Annotated in this window: 22 protein-coding genes; 7 read left to right on the top strand and 15 right to left on the bottom strand. The window is 43.7% G+C overall.

Annotated elements, in window-relative coordinates; translation table 11 throughout:
* Window positions 1-93 precede the first annotated feature (93 nt).
* The 4 genes from msrP to ACYX4M_RS17720 form a co-directional block, all read right to left on the bottom strand.
* Window positions 94-1,101 (bottom strand): protein-methionine-sulfoxide reductase catalytic subunit MsrP, encoded by a 1,008-nt coding sequence (gene msrP, locus ACYX4M_RS17735; protein ID WP_476081112.1) that lies wholly within the window; start codon window positions 1,099-1,101, stop codon window positions 94-96.
* A 152-nt stretch (window positions 1,102-1,253) separates the two neighbouring features.
* Window positions 1,254-2,597, bottom strand: coding sequence for an anti-phage deoxyguanosine triphosphatase (locus ACYX4M_RS17730; RefSeq protein ID WP_476081111.1), 1,344 nt, complete (start codon window positions 2,595-2,597; stop codon window positions 1,254-1,256).
* Between the two features lie 76 nt (window positions 2,598-2,673).
* The gene (gene yfbR / locus ACYX4M_RS17725) at window positions 2,674-3,273 is read right to left on the bottom strand and encodes a 5'-deoxynucleotidase (protein WP_076011807.1); all 600 of its coding nucleotides are present in this window, start codon (window positions 3,271-3,273) and stop codon (window positions 2,674-2,676) included.
* A gap of 1 nt (window position 3,274) precedes the next feature.
* Window positions 3,275-4,495, bottom strand: a complete 1,221-nt coding sequence (locus ACYX4M_RS17720) for a pyridoxal phosphate-dependent aminotransferase (protein WP_014998627.1) — start codon at window positions 4,493-4,495, stop codon at window positions 3,275-3,277.
* A 272-nt stretch (window positions 4,496-4,767) separates the two neighbouring features.
* On the opposite strand from ACYX4M_RS17720, the gene ACYX4M_RS17715 reads away from it, so the two are divergent.
* Together ACYX4M_RS17715 and ACYX4M_RS17710 are read left to right on the top strand one after the other, a co-directional pair.
* The gene (locus ACYX4M_RS17715) at window positions 4,768-5,562 is read left to right on the top strand and encodes a DUF2189 domain-containing protein (RefSeq protein ID WP_014979516.1); all 795 of its coding nucleotides are present in this window, start codon (window positions 4,768-4,770) and stop codon (window positions 5,560-5,562) included.
* A 416-nt stretch (window positions 5,563-5,978) separates the two neighbouring features.
* Window positions 5,979-6,308, top strand: a complete 330-nt coding sequence (locus ACYX4M_RS17710) for a hypothetical protein (RefSeq protein WP_476081110.1) — start codon at window positions 5,979-5,981, stop codon at window positions 6,306-6,308.
* Window positions 6,309-6,432: 124 nt separating this feature from the next.
* Here ACYX4M_RS17710 and ACYX4M_RS17705 read toward each other — a convergent pair whose 3' ends face one another.
* The 5 genes from ACYX4M_RS17705 to ACYX4M_RS17685 all read right to left on the bottom strand — a co-directional run bounded on the left by ACYX4M_RS17705 (window position 6,433) and on the right by ACYX4M_RS17685 (window position 15,726).
* A complete protein-coding gene (locus ACYX4M_RS17705) occupies window positions 6,433-9,612 on the bottom strand; it encodes an efflux RND transporter permease subunit (protein ID WP_476081109.1) in 3,180 nt (1,059 codons plus the stop codon).
* A complete protein-coding gene (locus tag ACYX4M_RS17700) occupies window positions 9,609-12,992 on the bottom strand; it encodes an efflux RND transporter permease subunit (RefSeq protein ID WP_476081108.1) in 3,384 nt (1,127 codons plus the stop codon). The genes ACYX4M_RS17705 and ACYX4M_RS17700 overlap by 4 nt, the downstream gene beginning before the upstream one ends.
* Window positions 12,993-13,017: 25 nt before the next feature.
* Window positions 13,018-14,151, bottom strand: coding sequence for an efflux RND transporter periplasmic adaptor subunit (locus ACYX4M_RS17695; protein ID WP_476081107.1), 1,134 nt, complete (start codon window positions 14,149-14,151; stop codon window positions 13,018-13,020).
* Window positions 14,152-14,364: 213 nt separating this feature from the next.
* Window positions 14,365-14,757, bottom strand: coding sequence for an OsmC family protein (locus tag ACYX4M_RS17690; protein ID WP_334060039.1), 393 nt, complete (start codon window positions 14,755-14,757; stop codon window positions 14,365-14,367).
* Between the two features lie 84 nt (window positions 14,758-14,841).
* Window positions 14,842-15,726, bottom strand: a complete 885-nt coding sequence (locus ACYX4M_RS17685; RefSeq protein WP_476081106.1) for a CvfB family protein — start codon at window positions 15,724-15,726, stop codon at window positions 14,842-14,844.
* 65 nt (window positions 15,727-15,791) lie between these two features.
* Between ACYX4M_RS17685 and ACYX4M_RS17680 the strand changes: the two genes are divergently transcribed.
* The 4 genes from ACYX4M_RS17680 to ACYX4M_RS17665 all read left to right on the top strand — a co-directional run bounded on the left by ACYX4M_RS17680 (window position 15,792) and on the right by ACYX4M_RS17665 (window position 19,211).
* Entirely contained in the window at window positions 15,792-16,529 is a 738-nt protein-coding gene (locus ACYX4M_RS17680; protein ID WP_476081105.1) for a 5-oxoprolinase subunit PxpA, read from the top strand.
* A 134-nt stretch (window positions 16,530-16,663) separates the two neighbouring features.
* Window positions 16,664-17,404 carry a 5-oxoprolinase subunit B family protein gene (locus ACYX4M_RS17675; RefSeq protein WP_476081104.1) on the top strand — a complete coding sequence of 247 codons (741 nt, stop codon included), beginning with the start codon at window positions 16,664-16,666 and terminating at the stop codon, window positions 17,402-17,404.
* Entirely contained in the window at window positions 17,401-18,348 is a 948-nt protein-coding gene (locus ACYX4M_RS17670) for a 5-oxoprolinase subunit C family protein (RefSeq protein ID WP_476081103.1), read from the top strand. The genes ACYX4M_RS17675 and ACYX4M_RS17670 overlap by 4 nt, the downstream gene beginning before the upstream one ends.
* Window positions 18,345-19,211 carry a D-amino acid aminotransferase gene (locus ACYX4M_RS17665; protein WP_476081102.1) on the top strand — a complete coding sequence of 289 codons (867 nt, stop codon included), beginning with the start codon at window positions 18,345-18,347 and terminating at the stop codon, window positions 19,209-19,211. Before ACYX4M_RS17670 ends, ACYX4M_RS17665 begins: the two co-directional genes overlap by 4 nt.
* A 56-nt stretch (window positions 19,212-19,267) precedes the next feature.
* On the opposite strand, the gene fur is transcribed toward ACYX4M_RS17665, so the two are convergent.
* Window positions 19,268-19,696 carry a ferric iron uptake transcriptional regulator gene (gene fur, locus ACYX4M_RS17660; protein ID WP_136782749.1) on the bottom strand — a complete coding sequence of 143 codons (429 nt, stop codon included), beginning with the start codon at window positions 19,694-19,696 and terminating at the stop codon, window positions 19,268-19,270.
* A gap of 312 nt (window positions 19,697-20,008) precedes the next feature.
* On the opposite strand from fur, the gene ACYX4M_RS17655 reads away from it, so the two are divergent.
* Window positions 20,009-22,015 carry a methyl-accepting chemotaxis protein gene (locus ACYX4M_RS17655; RefSeq protein WP_476081101.1) on the top strand — a complete coding sequence of 669 codons (2,007 nt, stop codon included), beginning with the start codon at window positions 20,009-20,011 and terminating at the stop codon, window positions 22,013-22,015.
* Window positions 22,016-22,140: 125 nt separating this feature from the next.
* On the opposite strand, the gene fldA is transcribed toward ACYX4M_RS17655, so the two are convergent.
* The 5 genes from fldA to ACYX4M_RS17630 all read right to left on the bottom strand — a co-directional run bounded on the left by fldA (window position 22,141) and on the right by ACYX4M_RS17630 (window position 26,088).
* Window positions 22,141-22,665, bottom strand: a complete 525-nt coding sequence (gene fldA / locus ACYX4M_RS17650) for a flavodoxin FldA (RefSeq protein ID WP_476081100.1) — start codon at window positions 22,663-22,665, stop codon at window positions 22,141-22,143.
* Between the two features lie 26 nt (window positions 22,666-22,691).
* Window positions 22,692-22,910, bottom strand: a complete 219-nt coding sequence (locus tag ACYX4M_RS17645; protein ID WP_012519093.1) for a DUF2788 domain-containing protein — start codon at window positions 22,908-22,910, stop codon at window positions 22,692-22,694.
* Between the two features lie 124 nt (window positions 22,911-23,034).
* Entirely contained in the window at window positions 23,035-23,814 is a 780-nt protein-coding gene (locus ACYX4M_RS17640) for an alpha/beta fold hydrolase (RefSeq protein WP_476081099.1), read from the bottom strand.
* A 103-nt stretch (window positions 23,815-23,917) separates the two neighbouring features.
* Window positions 23,918-24,316 carry an H-NS histone family protein gene (locus ACYX4M_RS17635; RefSeq protein WP_476081098.1) on the bottom strand — a complete coding sequence of 133 codons (399 nt, stop codon included), beginning with the start codon at window positions 24,314-24,316 and terminating at the stop codon, window positions 23,918-23,920.
* Between the two features lie 122 nt (window positions 24,317-24,438).
* Window positions 24,439-26,088: an electron transfer flavoprotein-ubiquinone oxidoreductase gene (locus tag ACYX4M_RS17630; protein WP_476081097.1), complete on the bottom strand. Its 1,650-nt coding sequence runs from the start codon at window positions 26,086-26,088 to the stop codon at window positions 24,439-24,441.
* Between the last annotated feature and the right edge of the window lie 253 nt (window positions 26,089-26,341).

The raw sequence follows: 26,341 nt of genomic DNA, 5'->3' as shown, positions 1-26,341 counted from the left end.
AATGAACAACTTAATAGTAATGTTTAGAAACTCTAGTTAAGTGATATTGATATGAATAACTAGCTATTTGGTTGTGGCCCCATAAAGTTACAACTAGTAATAACGAGATAAGTCCATATCTTTGTATAGCGGCGCGACTTCGCTGTAACCGTTAAACATTTGGGTGTCGATGCGATTTCTGGCGAGTAGCCCACCTGTGGTTATTCTACGCTCGCTGGATTGGCTCCACCTTGGATGCGACACGTTTGGATTCACATTGGCGTAAAAGCCATACTCGTTGGCGGCCAGTCGATTCCATGTGGTAGGCGGCTTCTTGTCGGTAAGGCGAATTCTCACAATAGACTTAATGCTCTTGAAACCATACTTCCACGGAACAACAAGCCTGATAGGCGCGCCGTTTTGAGGGGGCAAGGTCTTCCCGTAAAGACCAACCGACATGAGCGTTAACGGGTGCATGGCTTCGTCAAGACGCAAACCCTCTACGTAAGGATAATCAATACCACCACCGGTAAAGCGGCTTCGTTGACCGGGCATTTGCTCAGGGGCGTATAGGGTTTCAAACGCCACATACTTGGCTGACATTAATGGCTCGGCTTGTTTTAACAACGCCCCCAACTCAAACCCAATCCAAGGCACCACCATCGACCATGCTTCCACACAGCGCAAGCGGTAAATGCGCTCTTCAAGGGGAAAACGCTTTGTTAGGGCATCGTGATCAAGCTCAATAGGGTTTTTAACCATCCCGTCAACTTTTAACGTCCATGGATTAGTTTGAAATTCAGTCGCATTTTTGGCTGGTGCATCTTTAGATGTGCCAAACTCATAAAAGTTGTTGTAGCTGGTCACCTTATCTTCAGGTGTTCGGGTTTCCGTTATTTGGAACTTGGGAGGTTGGCTAAACTCTAGCGCCTTTCCCTTAAACGCTGTCTTTTCTTCCTCATCTTCCCAAAACCAACCGGCAGCGACTGCCGACTTCGCCAACAGCGTAGACGCTCCCACGAAGCCCATAGATTTGAGCAATGAACGGCGACTTCTGTAAACGCCTTCATTGGTTACGTCGTTATCAGTTAGTTTTACTGAGGGTTTAAATGGTTTTGGCATTACGTCACCTAAGTTATGATAAGACTATGAGAAATGGTCGTCACTTCAACCGTTACATTTAGCTACGTTGATGTAACGAGTAAGTTCACCATAATAAAAAAGACCGAGAGTACGGTCTTTTCATTTCAATTAATTTGGAAAAACAAAATAATCTACATATGCAGACTATCTTGAATACCGCCTTGTTTAGGTGAAAAGATATTACTGTATAGGCGAGATGCGAATTCATCCGTCATACCCGATATATAGTCGGCGAGAACGCGCATACCATTGCCGCTCTCACAGGCCTTACGCCAGCGAACTTGAGTGTTTTCGGGAAGTAAGCGGTCGGGATCTGATGCAAAGGCTTCAAAAAGCTCCATCACCACCAGCTGTCCTTTGTATTCAAGAAGCTGCACATCGGGGCGGCGTATTACTTTGTTAAACACAAAGCGTTTGAAAAGCTCCAAGGCTTGTGCAAAATGTTCAGGCATTACGGCGTTGAATGCCAGTAACGGGTGAGCGAAACCCTCAACGCCTTTTATTTCAATGGCTGTGATAAAGCTATTTACCAGCGCACCTATAGCATTTTTCCTTTCGTGATGTGCAGCGCTAAATAGCTTATTGGTAAGCACTTCTATATTGTCTGACAGCCAGGGTACATCTAGTGCTTTTAGCGGGGTGGTTACATCCTCGACAAAATGATGCTTGTCTACCATATCCATTACAATGGCATCTTCTAAGTCGTGAATGCCATAGGCGATATCGTCAGACAGCTCCATAATTGAGCAGTCGAACGATTTAAATTGCGTTTTACTGTGGGTATTCGGTTTTGCAGTAAACTGCATAAACGCATCTTTATCTTCATTGCTAAATGGCGCAAGTAGCCAGTCGAATAGGGGCTCGTCGCAGCGAAATAACCCCTTCGGAGGGTGCCAGTCATGGGCCTTAACCTGACGAAGTGAAACAGGGCGTTCGGGCGTAGGTCCTTTACTATGAAGGGCATCGATAAAATTCGGATATTTAACCAAGCCTAACACGCTTCTTCTGCATAAATTCATGCCGTGTTCGGCGGTATAAGGCTCTAGCTGAGTGATGATCCTAAAGGTTTGTCCGTTTCCTTCAAACCCGCCGTATTGGTGCATCATGTAATTAAGGGCAATTTCACCACCATGGCCGAAAGGTGGGTGACCGATATCGTGAGCCAAGCAGAGGGTTTCGATTAACGTAGGATCAAGCGCCAACGTATTGGCAATATCTGGAAACTTCACCCAAAGCTGCGCCGTTATTCCCGTACCAATTTGGGCGGCTTCTAAAGAGTGTGTAAGTCGCGTGCGATAGAAATCGCTTAGCCCCACACCGAGTACTTGGGTCTTTGCCTGCAACCTGCGAAAGGCAGCGCTGTGAAGCACGCGCGCTTTATCTCGCTGATACGGATTACGATGATCGCCGTCTCTTGTTTCACTACGGGGTAAACGACGCTCGTGTAATGCTAATTCCCAATCGCTTGTTGCCAAAAAAACCTCGCTGCCATGCTGTGTATGCTACTTCTATTCGTCAGTATAGTAATTTATGGGCTGTTAGCCGCCTTGCTTACATATCGTCTTGCGTAATTTCATCAAGGCTTAAAGAAAAGCTTGGTACGTAGCGTGTTAAGAAGTAGTCCACCTCATCAGAATGATATTCTTTAAGGGTTTTATCTAATCTTTTCTTAGCCAGCTTAAACTCTTGGTTGCCAGCAGCCAATTCTTCAAGCGTTTTTAGGTAAGCGCAAAGTACGTCTGCTGCTTTCACAATAAAAGCTTCCTCTTCACTATGGTAGTGATGATCAATAAGCGCCGCATAGTCTTCTCGAAATGCCTCTGGTGCCATTTCAATGAGCTTGTTCTCTGCTATTTTTTCGATCTTTTTATATTCTTCTTTAATCGCAGGGTTAAAGTATTTCACTGGGGTAGGGAGGTCTCCGGTGAGTACCTCCGACACGTCGTGAAATATTGCCATGGTAGCAATACGATCAGGATTTAGTGTGCCGCCAAAAAACTTATTTTTTATTAAAGCAAGTGCGTGGGCAACCATGGCCACCTGCAAACTGTGCTCCTGCACATTTTCTGTGCGCACGTTATGCATAAGCGGCCAGCGATTGATAAGCTTTAAGCGCGCCAGATGCGCGAAAAAGTGACTTTTATCACTCACGTTACGCCCCTTGCTTATACGTTCTAAAGAAGTTGCCAATACGATGCAGTGCAGGCACTAATACATCGCTGTGCGGTAAAAATACTAATCGAAAGTACGTACCTTCCGTCAGGTTAAACGCGCGACCGTGTACCAGCAGAATTTTTTCAGAGCTTAATAAATCCAGCACCATTTGTTCGTCGTTTTGAATGTTAAATTTTTTCTCATCTACTTTGGCGAAACAATACATGGCACCTTTAGGTTTAACGCACGAAATACCGTCAATGCCGTTTAGCATATCTGTGGTTACGTCGCGCTGAATGCGAAGGCGCCCGTTTTCTTTCACCAAGTCGTCAATACTTTGATAGCCGCCTAACGCTGTTTGAATGGCACTTTGACAAGGTACATTCGCGCACATTCGCATAGAAGATAGGATATTAAGCCCTTCAATATAGTCAGACGCTAATCGCTTGTTGCCGCTTACCACAAGCCAGCCAGAGCGAAAGCCCGCCACACGGTAGTTTTTGCTCAAGCCGCCAAAGGTAACAAAAAACACATCGTCAGCCAGTGAAGCAATACTGGTGTGCTTTGCTTCATCGTAAAGAATTTTGTCGTAAATCTCGTCGCTAAACACTACTAAGCCGTGTTCGCGGGCAACTTCAACTACTTCTTGTAACAGGGCTTTGTCGTATACTGCACCGGTTGGGTTGTTAGGGTTGATAAGTACAATTGCGCGAGTTTTACTGGTGATTTTACTTTTTATGTCGTCAATGTCAGGGAACCAGCCTGCTTGCTCGTCGCAACGATAATGAACGGGTGAACCTGACGAAAGGCTAACTGCTGCCGTCCAAAGTGGGTAGTCAGGGCTTGGAATAAGCACTTCATCACCATGATTAAGCAACGCTTGCATCGCCATCATGATTAACTCAGATACGCCGTTGCCAATATAAACATCGTCTACGCGGATGTCTTTAATGTTGCGCTGCTGGTAGTACTGCATCACGGCCACGCGGGCAGCATAAATTCCTGTCGAGTCTGAATATCCTTGAGACGTGGGCAGGTTATGGATTACGTCTTTTACGATGTCATCAGGGGCTTCGAACCCAAACGGGGCAGGGTTACCGATATTTAATTTTAATATGCGGTGTCCTTCGTCTTCCATTTTACGTGCTTGCGCAGCAATTGGGCCTCTAATGTCGTAACAAACGTTATCTAATTTATGTGAGCGAGATACAGTTTTCATGGTCTATCTGGTTGATTTACATACCTTGAGATTATCGCAATACACAGCCTTATGCGATGGCATTTTTGCAGTATTTCTGCTTTAAGCACTACTTTTTTCACCAAGTGGCTATTTATTAACCATATAACGAGATGAATGATCCGCTTGTCACTTAAGTATAAAATTTATGTTAATAGCTTGTGAACTTTTCATTCAGCGCCTATCGTAGTAGTAAGGCGTGTATAAAAAACGCGTTAGTAACAAACAGGCTAACAAGCAGAGGTGATAAGAATATGTCGCACCATTTCAAAGAAACACCAGAGAATGCAATCACGCAAAGTGGTATAGCACGCGTTATTCCCTGTAAAGAATTAGACGTTGGCGACCCTATAAAATGGTTGTCATTGGCATTACGAGACGCTATGCGCGCACCAGGTCTCACATTGTTTTATGGCGTTCTTTTCGCGGTTATTCCGTGGTTCATTATGTACTTGGTTGAAATGACAGGTTGGCACTTAGTCATTCTACCGGCCATTGTGTGTTTCATGTTGGTAGGGCCTTTTCTGGCTGCTGGCCTTTATGATGTAAGCTGGGAAATGGAGAAAGGCCATAAGCCCACGTTACGCCATTCTTTGCGTGCAATGCGCAGGAATGCGTTTAACGAGTGGGGCTTTGCCATTTTGCTTATGGTGATGATGATATTTTGGCTGCGTGTTGCATCGCTAATCCATGCACTTTATCCGCCTTATATCGAAAACGATTTAGAAAGCTTATTACCATTTTTAGCGCTAGGCACAATTGTTGGTGCGGGTTTTACATTGGCTATGCTTTTCGTTACGGCGTTTACCCAACCAATTTTGATGGAACGCAAAGTAGACCTTGCCACCGCTGTATTAACCAGTGTTAACGCAGTGTGGCTTAATAAGGTCCCCATGCTTATTTGGGGGGCGATCATCTTTACCACCGTTGCGATTGGTTATGTAACCGGGTTTATTGGTTTTATCGTGTTAATGCCTATTATCGGCTACGCGTCATGGCATGCTTATATTGATGCCATTGAAACTAAGCGCGAGCGTAAATATGAGTAATTTACTTCGTTTTATGTAATTAAATTACGAAAAAATGTATTTTTCAGCGCATTAAATACGCTCATTTATCATTTATTTTGTTAAAATTACAGTTTTGAGGCCCCAAAAGGGGCCTTTTTATACTTAAGTCTTATACTTCTTTCTTCCTATAAATGTAGTGGCTAGATATATTAGTAATATGGAATTTATGTTATACCAAGTAATTCAATGAGTTAGCATGGTAACAACCATGTAACAACTTGATTTACCAGGCATTTACCCAAGTTACACAATCATTCAACAGAAAAATTTTTATTCTTGATGCATAAATAAAGGGCGTTGAGCGAATTGTTGCTTCATTCAATTTTGTTCAACTTAAATTGAGAGTTTGCCACAAGCTTGCATAGCACCTTTAACCACACATTGAGGACTTTAAAATGAAATTTTCTAATTTAATTAAAGCTATTGCCGTCACCGCGACTGTTGCTTTTAGCATCAACGCAAATGCAGCCGCAGAGTCAAAAGACATTCGCTTCGTAGGCGAAACCCAGTTTGCAGGGTTTTGTAAAGCGATTATCAACGATGACGTAAGAGTACTTCGCTCAAGCCTTTCACGTAACGTAGGTCGTATTGGCGCTAGCCAACGTGAAGTATTGCGCACGGTAACGTCTGAGGAAGGCCTAACATGTAATGGAAGTAGCCTAATTAAGTTTTCTGAAGAGCGTCACGCTGATGCGGTACATGAATATCTAACATCGCGAAGCTAAGGCGTGGTAGCGGTTACGATTGATCCAGAAAAAGCGGGCTAGCTTACACTCATCGTCAATCCCGTTGACGTAAATGGTGAAAACTAGACCCGCTTTTTGTCTTATTTTTGCTTTAACATGCGCCTCAATTGGCGATTTTAATATACGTGGCTACACGCGCTTTACTGGTTTTAAACAATCGCTGCGTTTTAAACCTAAGTTTTAGTAGCAACACGTAAGCAAGTGGTACCAAGAACAAGCTGGTTAGTGTTGAGAACACCAGCCCACCAATGATTGCAATGGCCATAGGTGAGTAGGGAGGACCGTCGCCGCCAATTCGAGTACTCCCCATCGCAAGTGGAATAAGCCCTAAAACCGTTGTGGCTACTGTCATAAGAATAGGCCTGATACGTGTTATACATCCCTCAATCACTGCCTCATACAGCGATAAACCTTCGTTGATTAGCTGATTGATTCTGTCTACCAATACAATGCCATTGTTAACCACAATGCCCATCAATATCAGCATGCCAATCATCCCCATGATAGACATTGAAGTGCCTGTCACCATAAATGCCCAAAACACACCGGTGAACGAAAATAACAGCGAAGTGATCACAGACGTTGGAAGTATCAGCGATTCAAACAATGCAGCCATTACAACGTATATCATGCAAAGTGCCAGCAGCATGTTCATTTGCATTACAGCATTGGCTTCATCCTGACGGGAAAAGCTGCCATCTAGTGTCCACTTATAACCTGTAGGCAGCTCGATATTGACCAATGCTTTCTCTATGCGTTCACGAGCTTGCTCTGTAGTGGTTTCACCCACTAGGTTTGCGCCAATAGCTAGCGCGGTTTGACGGTAATTGCGATTAATTTGCGATAGCTGCGGTACCACAGAGAAGTCTGCAATCATGCTCAGTGTTACCGATTGACCCTGAGTAAAACCAATATTGATGTTCTTAAGTTCACTTAGCGCGGATTGAATATCGCTGCCAAACTTAAGCTGCACTGCTACTTCTCCAGCGTCTCCATAACGGAATGTACGTAAATTACTGCCTCGTAGTGCTGTAGAGACAAGTTTAGCCACATCGTTCACCTGAATGCCAAAACGGTTTGCTTTCTCTCTGTCTATGCGTATCTGAACTTCATCGCGGGTAGACCCCGTGTCGGCTTTTACATCCTCCAGCCCTTCAATAGTTGAAAGAATAGGAACTATTTGCTCTGAAATGTTTAGCAAGGTTTCTGAAGATTCCCCCAACAGCGTAACTCTTACGCCACCACCGTTGCCGCTATCCCACTGGAAAGAGGGGCGAGCACGCACAAAGGAGGGCATGTTTTCACGTATATCCTCTTTAATTCTGCCCACACTAACGGGTAGTTCGTCATTAAGCGTAATACCGCTTACTGCATGGCCGGCAGTAAAATAAGTATAAACCTGTTTAATATGAAAACGTTCTTGGTTTTCATAAAGGTAAGCTTCCATTCTATCTACGGTTTTTTCCACTTCTTCAAGCGTAAAATTCTGCGTTACGTGATAGTTAAGCCAAATACGTTCCTGGTTGTTATTACCCTCATCGTCAGATGTAACTACCTGCATAGGTACGATTGTCGATGCAAGTAGCAATAGAGCAATTACACAGGTTACGCCCTGGTGTTTCAACATCCAGTTAAGTGCGCGGCCATAGCCTTTTATGTAGGACGGTGTTTTAGGCGTTTTTACAACAGGGATCTTTACCTTAGTTGTCAGCAAGGGAATAAGTGTTTTAGCAATGAAAAGCGACGCGAACAGGGATATACAGATAGCCACAGCAACGTGCTCTAAGAAAATAGTCACGTCTATTTTTACCCCAATAATATTAGGTAAAAACACTATTGCCGTGGTTGCAGTTCCGGCAATGACCGCAAGGCTGACTTTGTTTACACCAATCTGAGTGGCTCGCTTAATGTCTCCTTCTTGTTGGCGTTCTTGAAACACGCTTTCAGTGATCACCACGGCGTTGTCTACCAGCATACCTACCGCTAGCATGAGGCCCATTAACGATAAGATGTTGAGTGTATAACCTAATAGATACATCACACCTAAGGTAATACAAATTGAGAATGGCACTGAAAGCACCACGATTAAGGTGGTGGAAAGCTGGCGCAAAAATAAGTACAGCACAATAACTGAAAGCAGCGCACCTAAAAGGCCAGCATTTAGCAAATCACTCAACGATGATGTTACGCTTTTAGCGGTGTCGTCCATTACAAATAAACTAATGCCTGTAAACTCAGGGTCTTCCTTGGCTTTTTCGATAACCTTCATTACCGCGTCGGAAACTTCTACAAGATTGCTGCCCGATTCGCGAAATACGTTAAAGCCTACCGCAAAGGTGCGATCTAAATGACGTCCTTCATTGCGTTGAGGAAGCTCGTAAGTCACGCTGGCAATATCAGACAAGCGAACGCTGCGGGTAACCCACATATTTTTAAAGTCGTTTACATCGGTAAATTCGCCAGTTGGGTTAACCAGAATTTTTTCACCGTTATTGTACATATAGCCCGCGGTTAGCGAGAAGTTGGCGTTTTGAAGCTGCTGCTCTAAGCGTGTACCGTCTATTTGGTAGGCCGCCATTTTCTTAGGATCTAAGCGAATAGTAATTTGACGCTTCATGGTGCCGTATAGCTCAACTTTCGATACACCCGGAACACGCTCCAGCGGACGCTTAAGGTTACGCTCAAGCAAATCGTAAGCATTCGATAAGTCGCGGTCGCTCGATACGCGCAGCTGGAATATAGGCATATCGTTTGTGTTGAATTTATACACCATGATCCGCTCTACATCGTCAGGAAGTTCATGGCGAATAGCATCAATCTTTTCCCGTGCCTCAATGCTTTTAGCTTTAAGGTTTTCATCCCAATCGAACTCCACAATGACCTCAGCCATATTGTCGTACGAGCGGGCCCTTAAGCGCTTTATCCCCGACATGGTAGCAACGGCCTCTTCAACCGGACGGGTTATCATCGTTTCAATTTCAACTGGCGTTGCATCAGGGTAGGGGATCTGCACTACCATTTCTGGAATATCAATCCCGGGGAACTTTTCAAGGGGTAACAAGCGTCCAGATACAATGCCGAAAAGCAACATAGACAAAAACAGCATTCCAATGGTAACGGGCTTGTTTAGTGCAAAGCGTGCAAGCCCAGCGCCTATACCTGCAATTTTTGAAAGGTGTGGCTGTGAAGCTATATCTGTCTCGCGTTTACTCGGTTCACCTATTTGGCGCTTTTCAGTATGGGTTTCAGAACTGTTATTAGCGTTGTTAAAAGGTGTACTCATAGTACACCTCCTTTTGGCATTGCTTCCTTGTCACCAAAGCCTACGTTTTCACGAGAATTATCTTTCACAGGCGCTTTCTTCTTCACGTCGAACAGGCTGTAAAGCACTGGCAGTAAAATGAGGGTGAGCAAGCTTGCAAACAGAAGGCCGTAAATAACGGTGATGGCCATTGGCGTGCGAATTTCAGCACCTTCACCAAAACCAAACGCCATAGGCAATAGACCCAACACCGTAGTAAGTGTAGTCATCACAATAGGGCGCAGGCGGGTCTTTGCAGCATCTAATATAGCGGTGTCTTTATCTACTCCTTGACGGCGTAACTGATTTATACGGTCAACTAATACAATAGCGTTGTTCACTACAATACCGCACAGCATAATCAAACCGATAAATACCACCACGTTTAACGGCGTATTGGTAAGCCACAACCCGTACACAGAACCTGCACCGGCTAGCGGCACTGCGAACAAAATAAGCAGTGGGTGCAGCAGCGACTCAAACTGAGACGCCATAACCAAATACACCATAAACACGGCAAGTGCGAGGGCAAACTGTAGCGAACGGAAGCTGCTTTGCATGTCTTCACTTTGTCCAGTTACTGTTGCACTTAAAGATAGAGGAAGTTGGGTTTCATCAATGACTTTATTAGCAACGGCAACCGCTTCATCAAGCTTACCTTTGGCTAAATTCGCAGATACCAGCGCTACACGCTGCTGTCCAACGCGGGTGATCTCGCTAGGACCTACACTCATGTATACGTCTGCAACGGCACTTAAAGGAATAGGTTGCGCCGAGCCTGGATTAACAACAATGGCGCGCACGCTGGCGATGTCATCTCGCTGGTTTTCTTGCGTTCTTACTAGCACATCTACCTTTCTGTCTTCAACACTATACTGTGTAGCCACACGGCCACCTACTTTGGCCGCAATAAGCTGAGAAACGGTTGATGCTTCAAGCTCAAGGCGAGCAAGTTTCGCGTGATGGAAGGCTATTTTAAGCTCTGGGTTTCCGTCACGAATGCTGGTTGTTACGTCTGCAAAATTATTAAAACTGGCTAGCTTGGTCGCAATGGCATCGCCATACTGCTGTAATTGATTGAGGTCGTAACCCGCAATTTCAATTTGAATAGGCGATGCAAAGCTAAATAGCTCAGGCTCTGAAAACGTTGCCTGAACCTGAGGTTTAAAGGCTAGGTAATCACGAAGCGCACGCTTCACATCGTCCATATCGCCAGCTGTCGCCGTAGGCTGCATGACAATGTTTAAACGACCCCAATGATCACCACCTTGATTTGGCGCTGCGCTGATAAGGCTTCCTGTACCAGACATGGCATACGTGCGAAGCACTTTGGTTTCGCCGCCATCATTGTTATTTACTGCAACCGCTGCAAGCTCGCTGATAATAGCGTCAGTACGCGCTAGTGGCGATCCCGCTGAAAGGGTCACTTCTACCGAGAATTCACCTTGGGATAGGGTTGGGATAAGTTCCATGCCCAATCTCGGTATCAGCAACACCGCGCCCGCCGCAAGTACAAAGGCAATGGCAAGTACCAGCGCTTTGGCTTTAAGGCTTATGCGCAGCAGTTTTTCATAAGCAGAAGCGAGAAGTTCAAACCCTTTGTTAAATACCCAAATAAGTGGTTTAAACGCAACGCTTAATAACTTGCTGATGATATGCCATGCACCTATCACCAAGGTGACCAAGGCTGCAGGTAAAAATACAAAGATAAGTCTGAATACCCAACGAATTGGCAGGGTAACGTAATACATAACTTTGCCAAACGTTGACGTAGGAGGGGTAGGCGCTGGTGTAGTGAACACATCTTCGTGGTCTAGCTGTTGCTTTTTCTTCTTATGTGCCATCGCAGGGATAAGTGTGAGCGCAACAACAAGCGATGCAGCTAAAGCGAACGACACGGTTAATGCTTGGTCTTTAAACAGCTGACCTGCAATACCTTCTACAAATATCAGTGGCACAAACACGGCCATAGTGGTCAGTGTCGAAGCCACAATTGCGCCAGAGACTTCTTTTGTTCCTTCGCTAGCGGCAGATGCCTCAGTGTCTGTGGCTTCTGCCGTCGTTTTTTCATTAGCTGCAGCGTTATCACTCCCAGCCACTTTTAATTTTTTATGACGATCGATATTTTCAAGCACGACAATGCTGTTATCTACTAATAATCCAACAGCAAGCGCGATACCACCTAAGCTCATCATGTTTAAGCTTACATCGTTGGCATACATAAGATTAAAGGTAGCAATTACTGATACCGGAATAGAAACCGAGATAATAACGGTAGCCCAGAAGTCTTTAAGAAAAAGATACAGCACTAACATGGCTAAAATACCGCCCATCACTGCCGCTGATTTTACGTTATCTATAGCTTGCTTAATGAACACGCTTTGGTCATAAATTTCGCCAAGCGTGTAGTTAGAAGGCAGGTTGTTGTTGACCTCATTTAACCTGCTAGCCACTTTTTGCGCTACGTTAACCGCATTAGCATCGCCTTCTTTATAAATGGCAATTTCAATGCCTTCATTGCCGTTAAAGCGCGTTACCACATCACGATCTTTATAAGCACTCTCAACCGTTGCCACGTCTTTAAGTTGAATGTTTCTGCCTTCAAAACGCCCAATGAAAAGGTTTTCGATATCGCTCAGTGTTTCAAACTGATTCAGGGTTCTGACCAAAAACGCCTGGGCTGCGTTATCAATTCGACCGCCGGCAGCGTTAATGTTTTCGGCACTGACCCGGTCAATAATTCGGGTAATGGGAATAGACAGCTGACTGGCTTTCTGCTGGTCGATAAGAATGTGTATTTCGTTTTCTAAACCACCGCCAACGCGCACGGCTGCCACACCTCCTACCGACTCTAAAGCTCGTTTTACCTGCTGTTCGGCATATAAACGTAATCGCTTCATTTGCGCTACGCTTAAACTTGACGTATCACTTTGTGCCGTCAGCCCCAGTTTAATTACTGGATCTAAACTTGGGTTAAAACGAAGGAGCCTTGGCTTTTCTATATCAAGGGGAAGCTGCAATACATCAAGTTTCTCGCGCACTTCTAAGCTCGCGAAATCCATGTCAGTACCCCATGCAAATGAAAGCACAACGTCAGACTGGCCTGCACGCGATGTGGACGTGACTTTACGTACGCCTTTTACTACGCCGATGGCTTCTTCAATGGGCTTTGAAACCAGTTGTTCGACTTCGCCTGGCGCTGCACCGTCGTAGTCGGTGCGAATGGTGAGAGTAGGGTACGATAAGTCAGGCAGTAGGTTAACCGACAGTCTGCCTAACGACACCATACCAAATAGCAATACCGCAAAAGTGAACATACTAACGGCAACAGGGCGCTTTACAGCAATATCTACAATACGCATTGTGTGAGTTCCTTGTTAGGCCTAATTAGCTGTTAACTACTTCAACAGGGGCGCTGTCTTTCAAGTTTTGGTGGCCTGCAGTAACCACTTCTTCATTACCGTTTAAACCATTAATAACTTCAACGACTTCGTTATTTTCAAAGCCTGTAGAAATGTTCACTTTTTTAACTTTGCCGTTATCAACAACGAATACGCTATGGCTATTGTCAATAGTAACTAAGGCTCTGCGGGGTAAAAGGGTGGCGTTGGCGTGGGTGGCATATTCAAGAGATACATCGGTAAACATGCCGGCTTTGAGCTGGTTGCCTTCGTTTGGTACTTTTAAGGTTACTTTGAACGTGCCGGTGGTTGCATCAATGACCGGGCTTATACGTTCAACACTCGCGGTGATACTTCTGTCGCCTAAAGCTGCCACGGTAAGCATTGCACCTTGTCCAATCACTACGTTAGGTAGCTCATTTTCAGGCAGATACACAATGCCTTGAAGATTACGTTGCTGAACGATATGGAACATTCTCTCCCGTTGGAACGATTCAGTCAGGTTGCCTACTTTGGCATTCCTTTCTGCAATGTATCCATCAATCGGTGCCGTGATCGTTGCTTCTTTCAAATCAAGTTCAGCTAAGCGTACAGATGCTTTTGCTGATTCAAATTGCGAAGTGAGCTTGTCGTAAGTGTCATCGCTGATAAGCTTTTTAGAATAGACTTTGTTGACCTTTTCTAGTTCGCTTTCAATACCAGCTAAATCAGCCAAAGCTTTTGATAAGTTCAGCTCGTAGCGGCGTTTATCAAGCTGCGCCAGTACTTGGCCTTTTTCAACATAATCACCTTCTTCTACGAAGATTTCTTCGATAATTCCAGACGCTCGCGCAACCACAAATGCTTCTTCACGGGCTTCTAAAATAGCGGTTGTATCGTAAGTGGACGTAATGTCGCCGGTAACAATGGTTTGAGTTTCAACAGGAATAGCAAAAACGGACTCTTCGACTTCGGTGGTGTTGGCTTGGTCGTTAACAGCATCGGCATCGGAACATGCTGTTATCGAGAGCGTGAGGGCGACAATACTGCTTCCAACAAGTAGTTTAAGCGCGTTTGGCGAAAACGGTGATAAAAGATGAGCTGGTGAAAAAGAGGAGTTGCTGTGTGTTGTAGATTCCATGGTCAATAACCCTAACGTAATTGTCGTTATATAATAATGACCATATACAGCAGCTAATATGCCAAAGATGTTAACTAATGTTAATTGTTAATTATTTCAATGATTTACGAGTGTGGGAAGCAGTTTTAACGAAAAAGCCAACCCAAGTGGTTGGCCTTTTCTACTAATGCTTAGCGAGAATTGCTAATAAGCGGTGAGTTCTACAATAGTCTATTAAACCAAAGTATAGCTTGTGGTGATCTCAACATTACCCGTTAGCATTAGCATGACGGAACAGTATTTTTCTGCAGAAAGCTGCACCGCACGTGCAAGAGCTTTTTCGCTAATCCCGTCACCTGACACCGTGTAATGGGCGTGAATTTTAGTAAATACACGAGGCGGCTCTTCAGCGCGCTCAGCTTCTAATTCACAATTGCAAGCTTCAATGTTAAAGCGACCTTTTTTAAGAATGTCTACCACGTCAACGCTTGAACACGCACCCACCGCTAGCAACACTGATTCCATTGGAGATACAGCTTTACCGCTGCCGTCCATCACTGTTTTATAGCCGCTGTCTGTTGTACCTGTAAAAGTTAAATCTTGATCCCAAGAAACACGTGCTTTCATTGTTTGTCCTAATGTCGTAAGAATAAAAAAGGAAGCTGCAAGGCAGGCTAATTTAGCGCTTCAATGCAGCTGTGACATGTGCGTTTATTTGTTAAGACGAATTGCATCAGGGCTAAGCGTGATTTTCTTCTGCTTATATAACGCCCCTAACGCTTTTTTATACGCCGCTTTACTTACGTTAAAATGAGAGTAAATGGCTTCTGGCGCACTCTTATCTGTCAGCGTTGAAATCCCACCATGAGCTTCTAAGTCATCCAAAATGGCTTGTTGAAGTGCATCACGGCCACCTTTGTCTACGCGCTGAAGGGCTACGTCAACTTTGCCGTCGTCACGAATTGTTTTAATTACACCCTCAGTTGCCTGCCCGACTTTAAGCGGCTTAAAGGCATCGCTATGGAAAATAAGACCTAAGCTTTTTTCATTGATAACTACCTTAAAACCTAAGTCAGTTTTGGCATAAACCAAGCATTGCACTGTGTCGCCCTCGTTGAGATAGGCACTAGTTTCTTTTAAAAAATAGTGAAGCTTAGTGGCCCCTAAAATACGCTGGGTTTTATCATCAAAAAAGGTGTGAACCACATAATACATACCTGGATTAACAGGTTGAGCTTGATAATCGTTGGGCATTAACAGATCGTTGTCTAGGCCCCAGTCGAAGAATGCACCAAAATTTGTAGCAGAAACTGCTTTAAGTACCTTAGTTTCACCAACTTGAATCAAAGGTTTCTTGATAGTGGCATAGAGATCGCCGCGCTGATCTGTGGCTACAAATACGTCTACCTGTTGGCCTTCGGTAAGCGAAGTCTCTACTTCGTCAATCGCGAGGGTAACAGTTTGCAGCTCTTCAGCATCATCTATTTCTATTACGCTGTCGTTTTCGTCGTTGTTTTCGACAAGTGGCGCTAAAGCGTAGCCAAAAGGGTATTGGGCTACCACGCGTAATGTATTAATTTTTCCAATATTTATCATCAGCACTGACTTTTTAAAAAGAACAGGTAACATGATACTGGAATGAGGGTAAGAGCTAAACCATTATGAAGTTAAATTGCGATTTAGGTGAAAGTTTCGGCGCGTGGGCAATGCCGGTGGAATCGGCCATCATGGCAGAAATTGATCAGGCCAACATTGCGTGTGGTTTTCATGCGGGTGACCCGTTAGTGATGAAGCAGGCTATTTTGTTGGCCAAACAACATGATGTGGCCATAGGTGCCCATCCCGCCTATCCAGACTTACAGGGATTTGGCCGCAGAAGTATGGCGATTGCCGCTGACGAACTTAAGGCTATGATTCAATATCAGGTCAGTGCCTTAAGCGGTATGGCGAAGATTTGTGGTGCTAAAGTCAGCTATGTGAAGCCCCATGGTGCGCTTTACAATGACATGATGAAAGATACAGCTGTCATGGGCACAGTCATGCAAAGCATAGCGGAAATAAATATGCAGTCTTCAGATTCGCCCCTTGCGTTAATGGTTCAGGCTACTTCGCACAATGCAGCGCTTAAAGACGCTGCGAAAGAGTGGGGGCTGCCGTTGTATTTTGAAGCGTTTTCAGACAGGCGTTATACCGATGAAGGTTTGCTACAATCTCGCTTGATCGAAGGTGCCGTGTTAAGCGAAAGTGACGCACTACTTCAAGCTAAACAACTTATATCGTCGGGTACGGTAACCACAGCCTCGGGAGCAATATTTGCAATAGAAGCGGATTCTCTGTGTGTGCATGGCGATACTAAAGGGGCGGTGAGTATTGCAAAAAAAATCAGAACATTTCTATAAACCCGCCTCATTAAAAACACAATTTAAAAGAACAATATAAAAGGCTGTTAACCTTTTTTGTACCAAGTGTTAGATACCTATTATCTAGCGCTTATTAGCATTAGTTAAAGCCGTTAAGACAACAAGGACAGTAGATGCAAACTTTTGGTCGCATCAAGCGAATAGTTACAGCAAGTGCAGACGCCATTATTTTGTATTTTGATGGCACAAACTTGGACGACGCGAATAATGCCTGTCATTGTATGCTGGCAGCGATAGATAGCAAAAAGAAAAGCAATTCATGGCGTTGGCTGCGCGAGTGCGTGCCTTCCTATGACAGCCTATTGATTATTTTTGATATGGCATTAATTGATAGCCACGGTGTATACCGTGCCTTAAGTAATCTAAGCGCTGAAGAGATGAGCCGGCATTCATTCTCTTTGCAAGCAAAAGAGAATGAAAGTAGTGCCGTGATTGAAATTCCTGTTTGGTACGGCGCGCCTAATGCCAGTGATTTAAGTGTAGTGAGTAAGAAAACCTCATTGTCTATTGAAGAAGTTATCGAATTACACACCAGTACAACGTATAAAGTTTTCGCAGTAGGGTTTTCTCCGGGTTTCGCCTATATGGGCGATATTCCAGAAGCGCTCAGCTGTGCGCGACTAGGTACACCGCGTAAACGGGTACCAAAAGGTGCGGTCGCAATTGCTGATAGGCAAACCGCTGTTTACCCCAGTGAATCACCCGGAGGCTGGAACCTATTGGGGCTCACGGCATTTGACATGCTCATTCACAGCGACGAACAAAGTGAATCGCGATTAAAAGCAGGGGATGTGGTTAAGTTTGTTTCGGTTACTGAACGAGAATACAAAGCAGGATTGCAGGTTGAACGATGAGAATTGAAGTACTCAACAAAGGACTGTTTAGCCTTATCATTGATAGCGGACGGGTAGGGCGACAACGGGATGGTTTTTGTGAATCTGGCCCCATGGATAGTAACGCCTATGAATGGGCCAATTTTCTTGCCTTCAATTTAGATGGCACGCCTTGCATTGAAGCCATTGGCGAAATGCAATTACAGGTAAATGAAGATTGTATAATTGCTGTGACTGGCAGGGAGACCACACTCGATATAGATGGAACACAGAGCGCGCCTTATCAAAGCCAACAGGTATCGGCAGGCGCCGTTATCACATTTGGTAGCACACTACTTGGTAGTAAAGCTTACTTAGCAATAGGTGGAAATTGGCTAGTGCCCAAAGCAGTGGGCAGTGCTTGTACCGTTGTTCGTGAACAGTTAGGCGGGTTAGACGGAATGGGAAGCGTGTTAAGAGAAGGCGACACTATTGAGGTTTTAGCTAACACAAGAAACCAAGGCAGCGCTAAAATGCGCACGCTTGCGCAGCAACATATCGATGACTATGGATTTTTAGAGTCTATTCGTGTGATCCCTGGTTATCAGTTTTCTAGCTTTAGCAAAGTTGCGTTGCGTACGTTTGAAACCAGTAGCTATACGGTTTCATCGTCTATAGACCGAATGGGGTTTAGGCTTACCGGCGAATCAGTTTCCGCCGAAATAGAAAACATGCGTTCTGAGGCAATACATTTAGGTGCAATTCAGGTGCCTGGTGACGGGCAGCCAATTGTGATGATGCGTGACAGGCAAACATTGGGGGGCTACCCTAAACTTGGCTGTGTAAGCCCCTGTGATATAAGTCGCTTGGCCCAAGCCGTGCCAGGTGAAAAAGTGAACTTCGTATTTCAAAACGAAGAAGAAGCAAGGGCAGACTGGCTATTAATGACAAGTAGACGTCGCCGATTACAAGGAGAAATATTTTGACGATTGCGTTTTTAAACGGTGAGTATATGCCTCTTTCCGAGGCTAAGATTTCTCCAATGGATAGAGGTTTTCTTTTTGGTGACGGTATTTATGAAGTTATCCCTACCTATTCTGGTAACGCAGTAGGGTTTAAAGGCCACACCTCACGGATGTCGCAAGGCCTTGATGCTATAGAAATCACCAACCCGTATACGGCAGAAGAGTGGCAAACCATTTTGTCCAGCTTAATTGAGAAAAACAAGGTGTTTATTGAAAGTGGAAATATAGGCGTTTATTTCCATGTGAGTCGAGGCACCGATACAAAACGTTTTCATGCATACCCCAAGAATATTGCGCCTACAGTATTTGGCTTCGCTTTTGAAATAGCGCCACCTCAGCCTACTGCTAAAACTGATGCTAAGCCTTTCAAAGTTGCGCTTCAACAGGATAAAAGATGGCAGCGCTGCCATATTAAATCTACTTCCTTGTTAGGCAACGTTATGCACTATCAAGCAGGTGTCGATGCTGGTGTTAACGAAACTATTTTGTACAACAGTGAAGGCATGATAACTGAGGCAAGTTCGTGCAACGTATTTATGGTGAAAGACGGGTGTATATCTACGCCGCCCTTGAACCATGAATTGCTCCCCGGTATTACTCGCGCCATTGCTATAGAGGCATTCAAACAAGCTGGGTTGGTGGTGACAGAAACCTGGTTCAGTAAAGATGATTTGCTAGCTGCCGATGAGGTTTGGTTAACGTCGTCAAGCAAAGAAGTAGCCCCAGTAGTTGAAGTAGAGGGCAAGAAGATAGGCTCTGGAGAAGTAGGTGATATATGGGAAAAGGCCATCAATGCCTACCATGCCTATAAGTTTCAAGCGTAATAAATTGAAAAGGCCCGCTTAACGAAGCGGGCCTTTTGCTAAACAAAAATTGCTTTTTAATCAGGAGCGTTGTCGCAGTTACCGTCAGTACATTCGCCATACAGGTAAAGGCTGTGATGAGTAAGCTTCATTTTATGCTGCTTAGCAATCATCTCTTGACGTTCTTCGATAATCTCATCTTCAAACTCGATCACTTTGCCACACTTCAGACACACAAGGTGGTCGTGGTGATCTTTATGGCTAATTTCAAATACCGACTTCCCACCTTCAAAGTGGTGGCGGTTCAAAATACCTGCATCATCGAATTGGTTTAACACTCGGTAAACTGTAGCAAGGCCAATTTCTTCACCTTGTTCAATTAGGATCTTATATACGTCTTCAGCGCTGATATGTTGGTTTTCTGGCTCTTGCAGAATTTGTAAAATTTTAAGGCGAGGCAGAGTGACTTTAAGCCCTGCTTTTTTCAATTCTTTATTTTGATCCATTACAGCCTACTAAGAACGAGTGAATAAGTGTTTGGTGGTTATTATAGGTAAGTTGAAACAATTTAAAAGCAAAACCGTGGAATCTTTGTCTTCTCGTTGAAAATTTGCCCAAGACGCTAATTGCAAAAAATATTGTACTTAAGTGGGGGCCTTGCAGCATGTGGCCTGACCAGAATGTAAGTACTCGATTTATCGAACAAATAAGTAAAATAAATAAAACTTTTGATGTATTGAATTAACATCCTGTTAAACTAAACTTAAAGAGTTTAATTCTTTTCGTAGTTTTTAGCATGTATTTAAGTGGAAGTACCCATGCGGTTGACAATAATAAATAAAATCACTTTAGGCTTCGGCTTATTTGGCTGCTTACTATTACTCACAAGTATCCTTTCTTATTTTGGTTTAAGCGGTATTAAGGACTCTGCACAAGATGTTGTAGAGCAAAAAATGCCAGTACAGACCAGTATGGTAAAAGTTAAAACCGAAATACTGTCTTTATCGGTAATTACGGCCAATGGTTACCACGTAGGAAGTCGAGACGAACTAGAAAGCAACAAGCAAACATTCGATACATTGTCATCGACCTTTTCTAACGATTTGTCGCGATTAAAGTCTCTTATGCCGAAAAACGCAATAGCTAAGAATGCTGTTGAAGTAAGTTCTAGCTACGTGAGTGAAAGCAATGAAATGTACATTGCAATTAACAAGAGAATGAATATAGAGAGCGCGCTTGCCACGCAACTTGAAAAAGTACTTATGACAGCAGACGAAGCTAGTGCATTGATGCTAGACCTTTCTTATCTCGATAGCAGTGATCCGAGTCTTGATACACTAATTGGCGCAGGTACAGCCATTGATAATAAGCTACTGACAATGAACGACTCATTTATCGAGTTGGCCGAATCTAGCGACGCCACGCAAAGCGCCAGTATTATCGAAGATCTCGAATATCAGTTAAGTAATCTGCAGGTAGATAAGGATTATGTGAACCGTTTGGCTACAGGTGTGGATGATGGCGGTACTATCGAGGCGTTTAACGAGCAATACGACTTATTGCTGGAAGCGGTAAATGGTTCAAATGGTCTGATAGCGTTACAGCGACAGAAACTCGCTGAAGTCGAAAATGCGGCGCAAGCACAAAAACGGGCAAATCAGGCATTAGACACCGCCATTGCCGATATAAATAAGTTGTTTGATACCGTTCAAAATCAGTCCCTTGAAGGCCAGAATGCGATACTTGAGTCGGTGCAAGAAAACTTGGTTCGCAATATTATAGTTGCTGCGATAGGGCTTACCGCTGCTATCTTTCTAGCGGTGATTGTAACGCGCAGTATTTCAAAGCCGCTTGCGCATATAAACAAAGGGTTAAGCCAGTTAAGCCAAGGGGATTTGAGTACTAAATTACCCGAAGAGGGCAACGATGAGTTTTCTGCTCTTTCAGCAAAAGTTAACAGCTTAACGTACAGCCTTAGAGAACTGGTGGGTAATATCCTAGCGCAGGAAAAACGGCTAATTGAAATCACTAAAGAAAGTGTTGAGCTTGGTAACAAAAGTTTGTCTGAAGTGGATAAACAGCGAGAGCAAGTTACGGTTACCTCCACTAATACTAAGAATGTTCAAGACAAAAGCCGTAGTAACCTTGAGCAAATTAATGAAGCGATGGATGCATTACGTACTATTACCAGACAAAGTACTGACATTGGGCAACTGGTTCAAAAAAGTAGCGAGCAAGTTAGCAACCAAGCAAGGCAGGCAGAGTCTTCAGCTCAGGTTATTGGACGTTTAGATGATAACTCTAGAAACATCGGCAGTATTTTGGACGTCATCAAAACCATAGCAGAGCAAACTAATTTGTTGGCGCTAAACGCCGCTATTGAGGCTGCGAGAGCTGGTGAACAGGGCAGGGGCTTTGCAGTTGTTGCAGATGAAGTGCGAACACTAGCAAATCGAACGCACGATTCTACAGAAGAAATCGAGCAAATGATTGGTAACTTGCAAAAAGATGCAGCGCAAGCTGTGAAAGCTATTAATGCAGGTCGTGAGCAAGCGCAAGAAGGTGTAGATATAACCCAGCAGGTTTCTCAGCAAGTTGAAAGCATCAGAGAAATCATTGAACGGTTGAGTGACATTAACGAACATATTGTTGAAGATACAGAGCAACAAGATGTGTTACTTGGTGACGTAGCAACAAGCTTAAATCGCATTGTAGCCCTTGCTGATTCAAGTGCACAGAGCACTAGACAGTCTAACGAATCAACCATGATGCTGGATGCGCAGACAGAAAGCTTAAGGAAGGCGGTAGAGCGATTTCGGCTTTAGCTCATCTAATGGCGCTTAAGAATTAAACGAAAATTGAAAGGGTGCTTTTGTACAGCAAAAAACCGCTCCATTGGAGCGGTTTTCTTCATTTGATAGCTACTCGTTGATAGCGACCTAGGCAGTGTCTAGGCGAGCTCCGCCAAGCAAAGCTCGTCATGAATCTGCTTGCACCATGCTTTAACACGAGAGTCTGTTAATTCTGGCTGACGGTCTTCATCGATACCAAGACCTACAAAGTGATTATCGTCTGCCATGCCTTTAGATGCTTCAAAGTCGTAGCCTTCAGTAGACCATTGACCTACCATAATAGCGCCCTTGGCTTCTACAATGTCGCGTACCATGCCCATCGCGTCTAGGAAGTATTCTGCATAGTCTTCCTGGTCGCCACAACCAAAAATTGCAACCAGCTTATCATTGAAGTCGATTTGCTCTAATTCAGGGAAAAAATCATCCCAGTCGCATTGTGCTTCGCCGTAGTACCATGTAGGGATACCGAAGATAAGCAAATCAAACTCAGCGATGTCTTCTTTACTGCTCTTGGCAATATCTTTTACATCAATTAGCTGTTTACCCAATTCCTTCTGGATCATTTTCGCAACATGTTCGGTGTTACCCGTGTCACTTCCGAAAAATAGGCCAACGCTTGCCATATCTAACCTCTATTAATCGTTACTAATTAAACGCCTGTGCTTAGCCAAAACCATTCAATAATGCCTTTCGCAAGAAACCCTAACGCGCCTAAACCCAGCACACCATAGGTAACCACTCGTCCAATAAGTGGAACATCGTTCTTACGTAATACATCGTGTACAGCAAAACCCATCAATCCAAAAAGAATAGACAAGCCGCCATACAGCATAATGGACTCAATGAGTTCGTAATTTTCTGCAAGCATAGTGTTGTTACTTAAAAATTTCTGGCGCAACTATACCACAGTATATACGCCTGTAAGAGCCTAAAACGTTCAAAAATATGTAATAATAGTCATTCTCATCCTGTTGAATGAGAAATATTCCACTTTATGACGATTTGTTGAGCGTTCTCTCTACAATTCCGTTAAATGCAGCTGGCTTTTCCGCGTGTAGCCAGTGTCCCGTACCTTCAATAACATGCGCCATAGCATTCGGAAAGTAGCGAGCTATCGCATCTCGATAGGCCGATGTAATGTAGTCGGACTCGCTGCCCTTAATAAATAAGGTTACGCCATCGAACGTTTGATTTGTTTGTTCCCAATCAATAATGTGCGAGTAACTTCTCATTAGCCCGCTCACGTTGAAGCGCCACTTCCATGCTCCGTTTTCGTCTTGATACAGGCTTTTTAAAAGAAACTGCCTAACGCCCATTTCTTTAACGTGAGCAGCCATTTGCTTCTCGGCGTCCTTTCTACTCTCAATGGTATCCAAAGAAACAGAATTCAACCCATCAAATACCGTTTGGTGGCTGTGTTCATAACTCACAGGGGCAATATCAGCTACGATTAAATGTGTAATATTTTCGTTGTGATTTAGGGCGAGTTTCATTGCAACCTTTCCGCCAAGGGAATGACCCAATACCGCACTTTTTTCAATATTTAAAGATAGCATAATGTCGTAAATTGCATCCGCGGCATCTGACATAGAAAAACGATCAGTCCACGGAGACTCACCGTGATCCGGAAGGTCAACACTTATAATATTAAAAGCTGATTCAAAGTGCCGTTTAACAACGGCTAAATTATCCGCATTGCCAAAAAGGCCATGGATTAAGATTAACCATGGTGATGATGAATCTCGTTTTGAAAGTTTATAATTTAACTTCACGATTTATTTACCCATGAATAATTGTCTGATAGACATAGCTTGAGTCTTATAAACAAAATAAGGCCTGTAAAAACAGACCTTATTGGCAGGTTAAATAGTAATATTAATTAATAGCGTAATCGTTGAGAGATTTGCCGCTATCTAGTGCATCTTTATAAACGCGAGGCATACGACCAATGCCCGTCCACAAATGCTCTTCGCCATCGTCATCGACAAGTTTGTATTTAACGGGGCGCTTCTTACCTACGTTCTTGTTTGTGCCGGTATCTAGAGCTTGTAAATCTTCTACGTTTAGACCTGCTTCTTCCATTTGCTGTTTAATAGCAGCAAGTTTTTCTAACTTTTCTTTTTCTAGTTTTTCTTGTTCTAGTAATTTTTCTTTTCTTTTTTCTATAATACCGCTAAGTTTTTCCTGAACTTGTTCAAGTTCTTCTATGCTTAATTCCTTAACAGCACCTTGTAAACGTCTTCCATGGGTTAAAATATCTAAAAAGTCGCTCATTAATTAACCTTAATACGTTGTACTAAATTCCTATAAGATAATAATTAAAAGTAGCACAAAAAAAAAGCGAGCTAAGCTCGCTTTTAAAAAATATCAGTTAAATAACCAAATATTGCATTTAATTACATATTTGGATAATTCGGGCCTCCAGCACCTTCAGGTACAACCCACTTAATATTCTGGCTAGGATCTTTAATATCGCATGTTTTACAATGAACACAGTTTTGCGCATTAATTTGAAAGCGTTTTTCACCTTCTTCTTCAATAACCTCATAAACGCCAGCAGGGCAATAGCGCTGTGCGGGTTCTGCGAATTTTGGTAGGTTAATCTGTAAAGGAATAGACGGGTCTTTTAATTTTAAATGACACGGCTGGTCTTCTTCATGGTTTGTATTAGATAAAAACACGGAAGACAACTTATCAAAACTAAGCACACCGTCCGGCTTTGGATAAGAAATTTCTTTCGCGTCTTTCGCTTCCTTAAGCTGTGCGTAATCTTTGTGTTCGTCTTTCATGGTAAAGAATAAATTACCGTTAAAGAAATTTTGTTCTACCGTATTAAACGCACCGCCCCAGAAATTACCTAGTTTATGAATTGCAGGGCCGAAGTTACGAGAGCGGAACAACTCGTCATATAACCATGAAGACTTAAATTTCTCAGTAAAACTCGTTAGCTCTTTTACTGGCGTTTCTGCATTTTCTGAAATCGCTTCAAAAATACTTTCAGCTGCTAACATACCTGACTTCATTGCTGTGTGGTTGCCTTTGATTTTGGCGAAATTAAGCGTGCCTGCTTCGCAGCCAACTAATAATCCACCAGGGAAAGTCATCTTAGGTAAAGAGTTAAACCCACCTTTGGCAATTGCACGTGCGCCATAAGATACACGTTTACCGCCTTCAAGGTATTGTTTAAAGACAGGGTGGTGTTTTAAGCGTTGAAATTCGTCAAACGGACTCAAATAAGGGTTGTCATAGTTAAGGTCAACAATTAAGCCCACAAACACCTGATTATCTTCGGCGTGATATAAATAGCTACCGCCTGTGGCGTCATCAAGTGGCCAGCCTGCACTGTGGACTACTAGACCCGGCTGGTGCTTCGCTGGGTCTATATCCCAAATCTCTTTAAAGCCAATAGCGTAATGTTGCGGTGAGCTGTCTTCATCTAAATTGAAGTGAGAAATAAGTTCTTTACCTAAGTGACCACGACAGCCTTCTGCAAACACAGTGTATTTAGCACGTAGTTCCATGCCCGGCATGTAACCATCTTTTGGTTCACCGTCTTCACCCACGCCCATGTCGCCGGTAAGCACGCCGCCAACACTGCCGTCTTCGTTGTAAATAACTTCAGAAGCTGCAAAGCCGGGGAATACTTCAACGCCTAGTTGTTCGGCCTGTTCTGCTAGCCAACGACTAACATTACCCATAGATACGATATAGTTACCGTCATTGTGCATGGTTTTGGGCGTAATGCCGTTTGGTAACTTCTTCGCTGACGTTTCGTCATTAAGTAAATAAATGTGGTCTTCGGTTACTGGGGTGTTAAGTGGCGCACCTTTTTCTTTCCAATCGGGAAATAGTTCGTTGAGAGAACGAGGCTCAAATACCGCGCCTGAGAGAATATGTGCACCTACCTCGGAGCCCTTTTCGACCACACAAACCATAAGTTCTTGGTCTTTTTCATTCGCAAGCTGCATAAGCTTGCAAGCAGTTGATAATCCAGCTGGGCCGGCACCGACGATGACTACGTCAAACTCCATCGATTCTCGTTCCACGGGAGGCTCCTTATGTTTGTATTTTTATAGTGCACTATTGATGAAACAAATAATGCTTTGTGTCAAAAACATGTAAATTAATTGTCGTTTTGCAAGGTAAAGCAGGTTGACGTTTACGTCAACAGTAAGTACATTGCAAAGCAGTTTACGTTAACGTTAACTGGCAGCGCATTATACCTGCTCGTAAACGTGGTGTTAACGTCGTTTTAAGGCTAGCCTTTAAAAAACGTACGTTCCACAGTTTCTTTTTTAA

This window comes from Alteromonas sp. ABV4_150, assembly GCF_056311745.1.
This window is presented reverse-complemented; position numbering and strand designations above follow the sequence as displayed.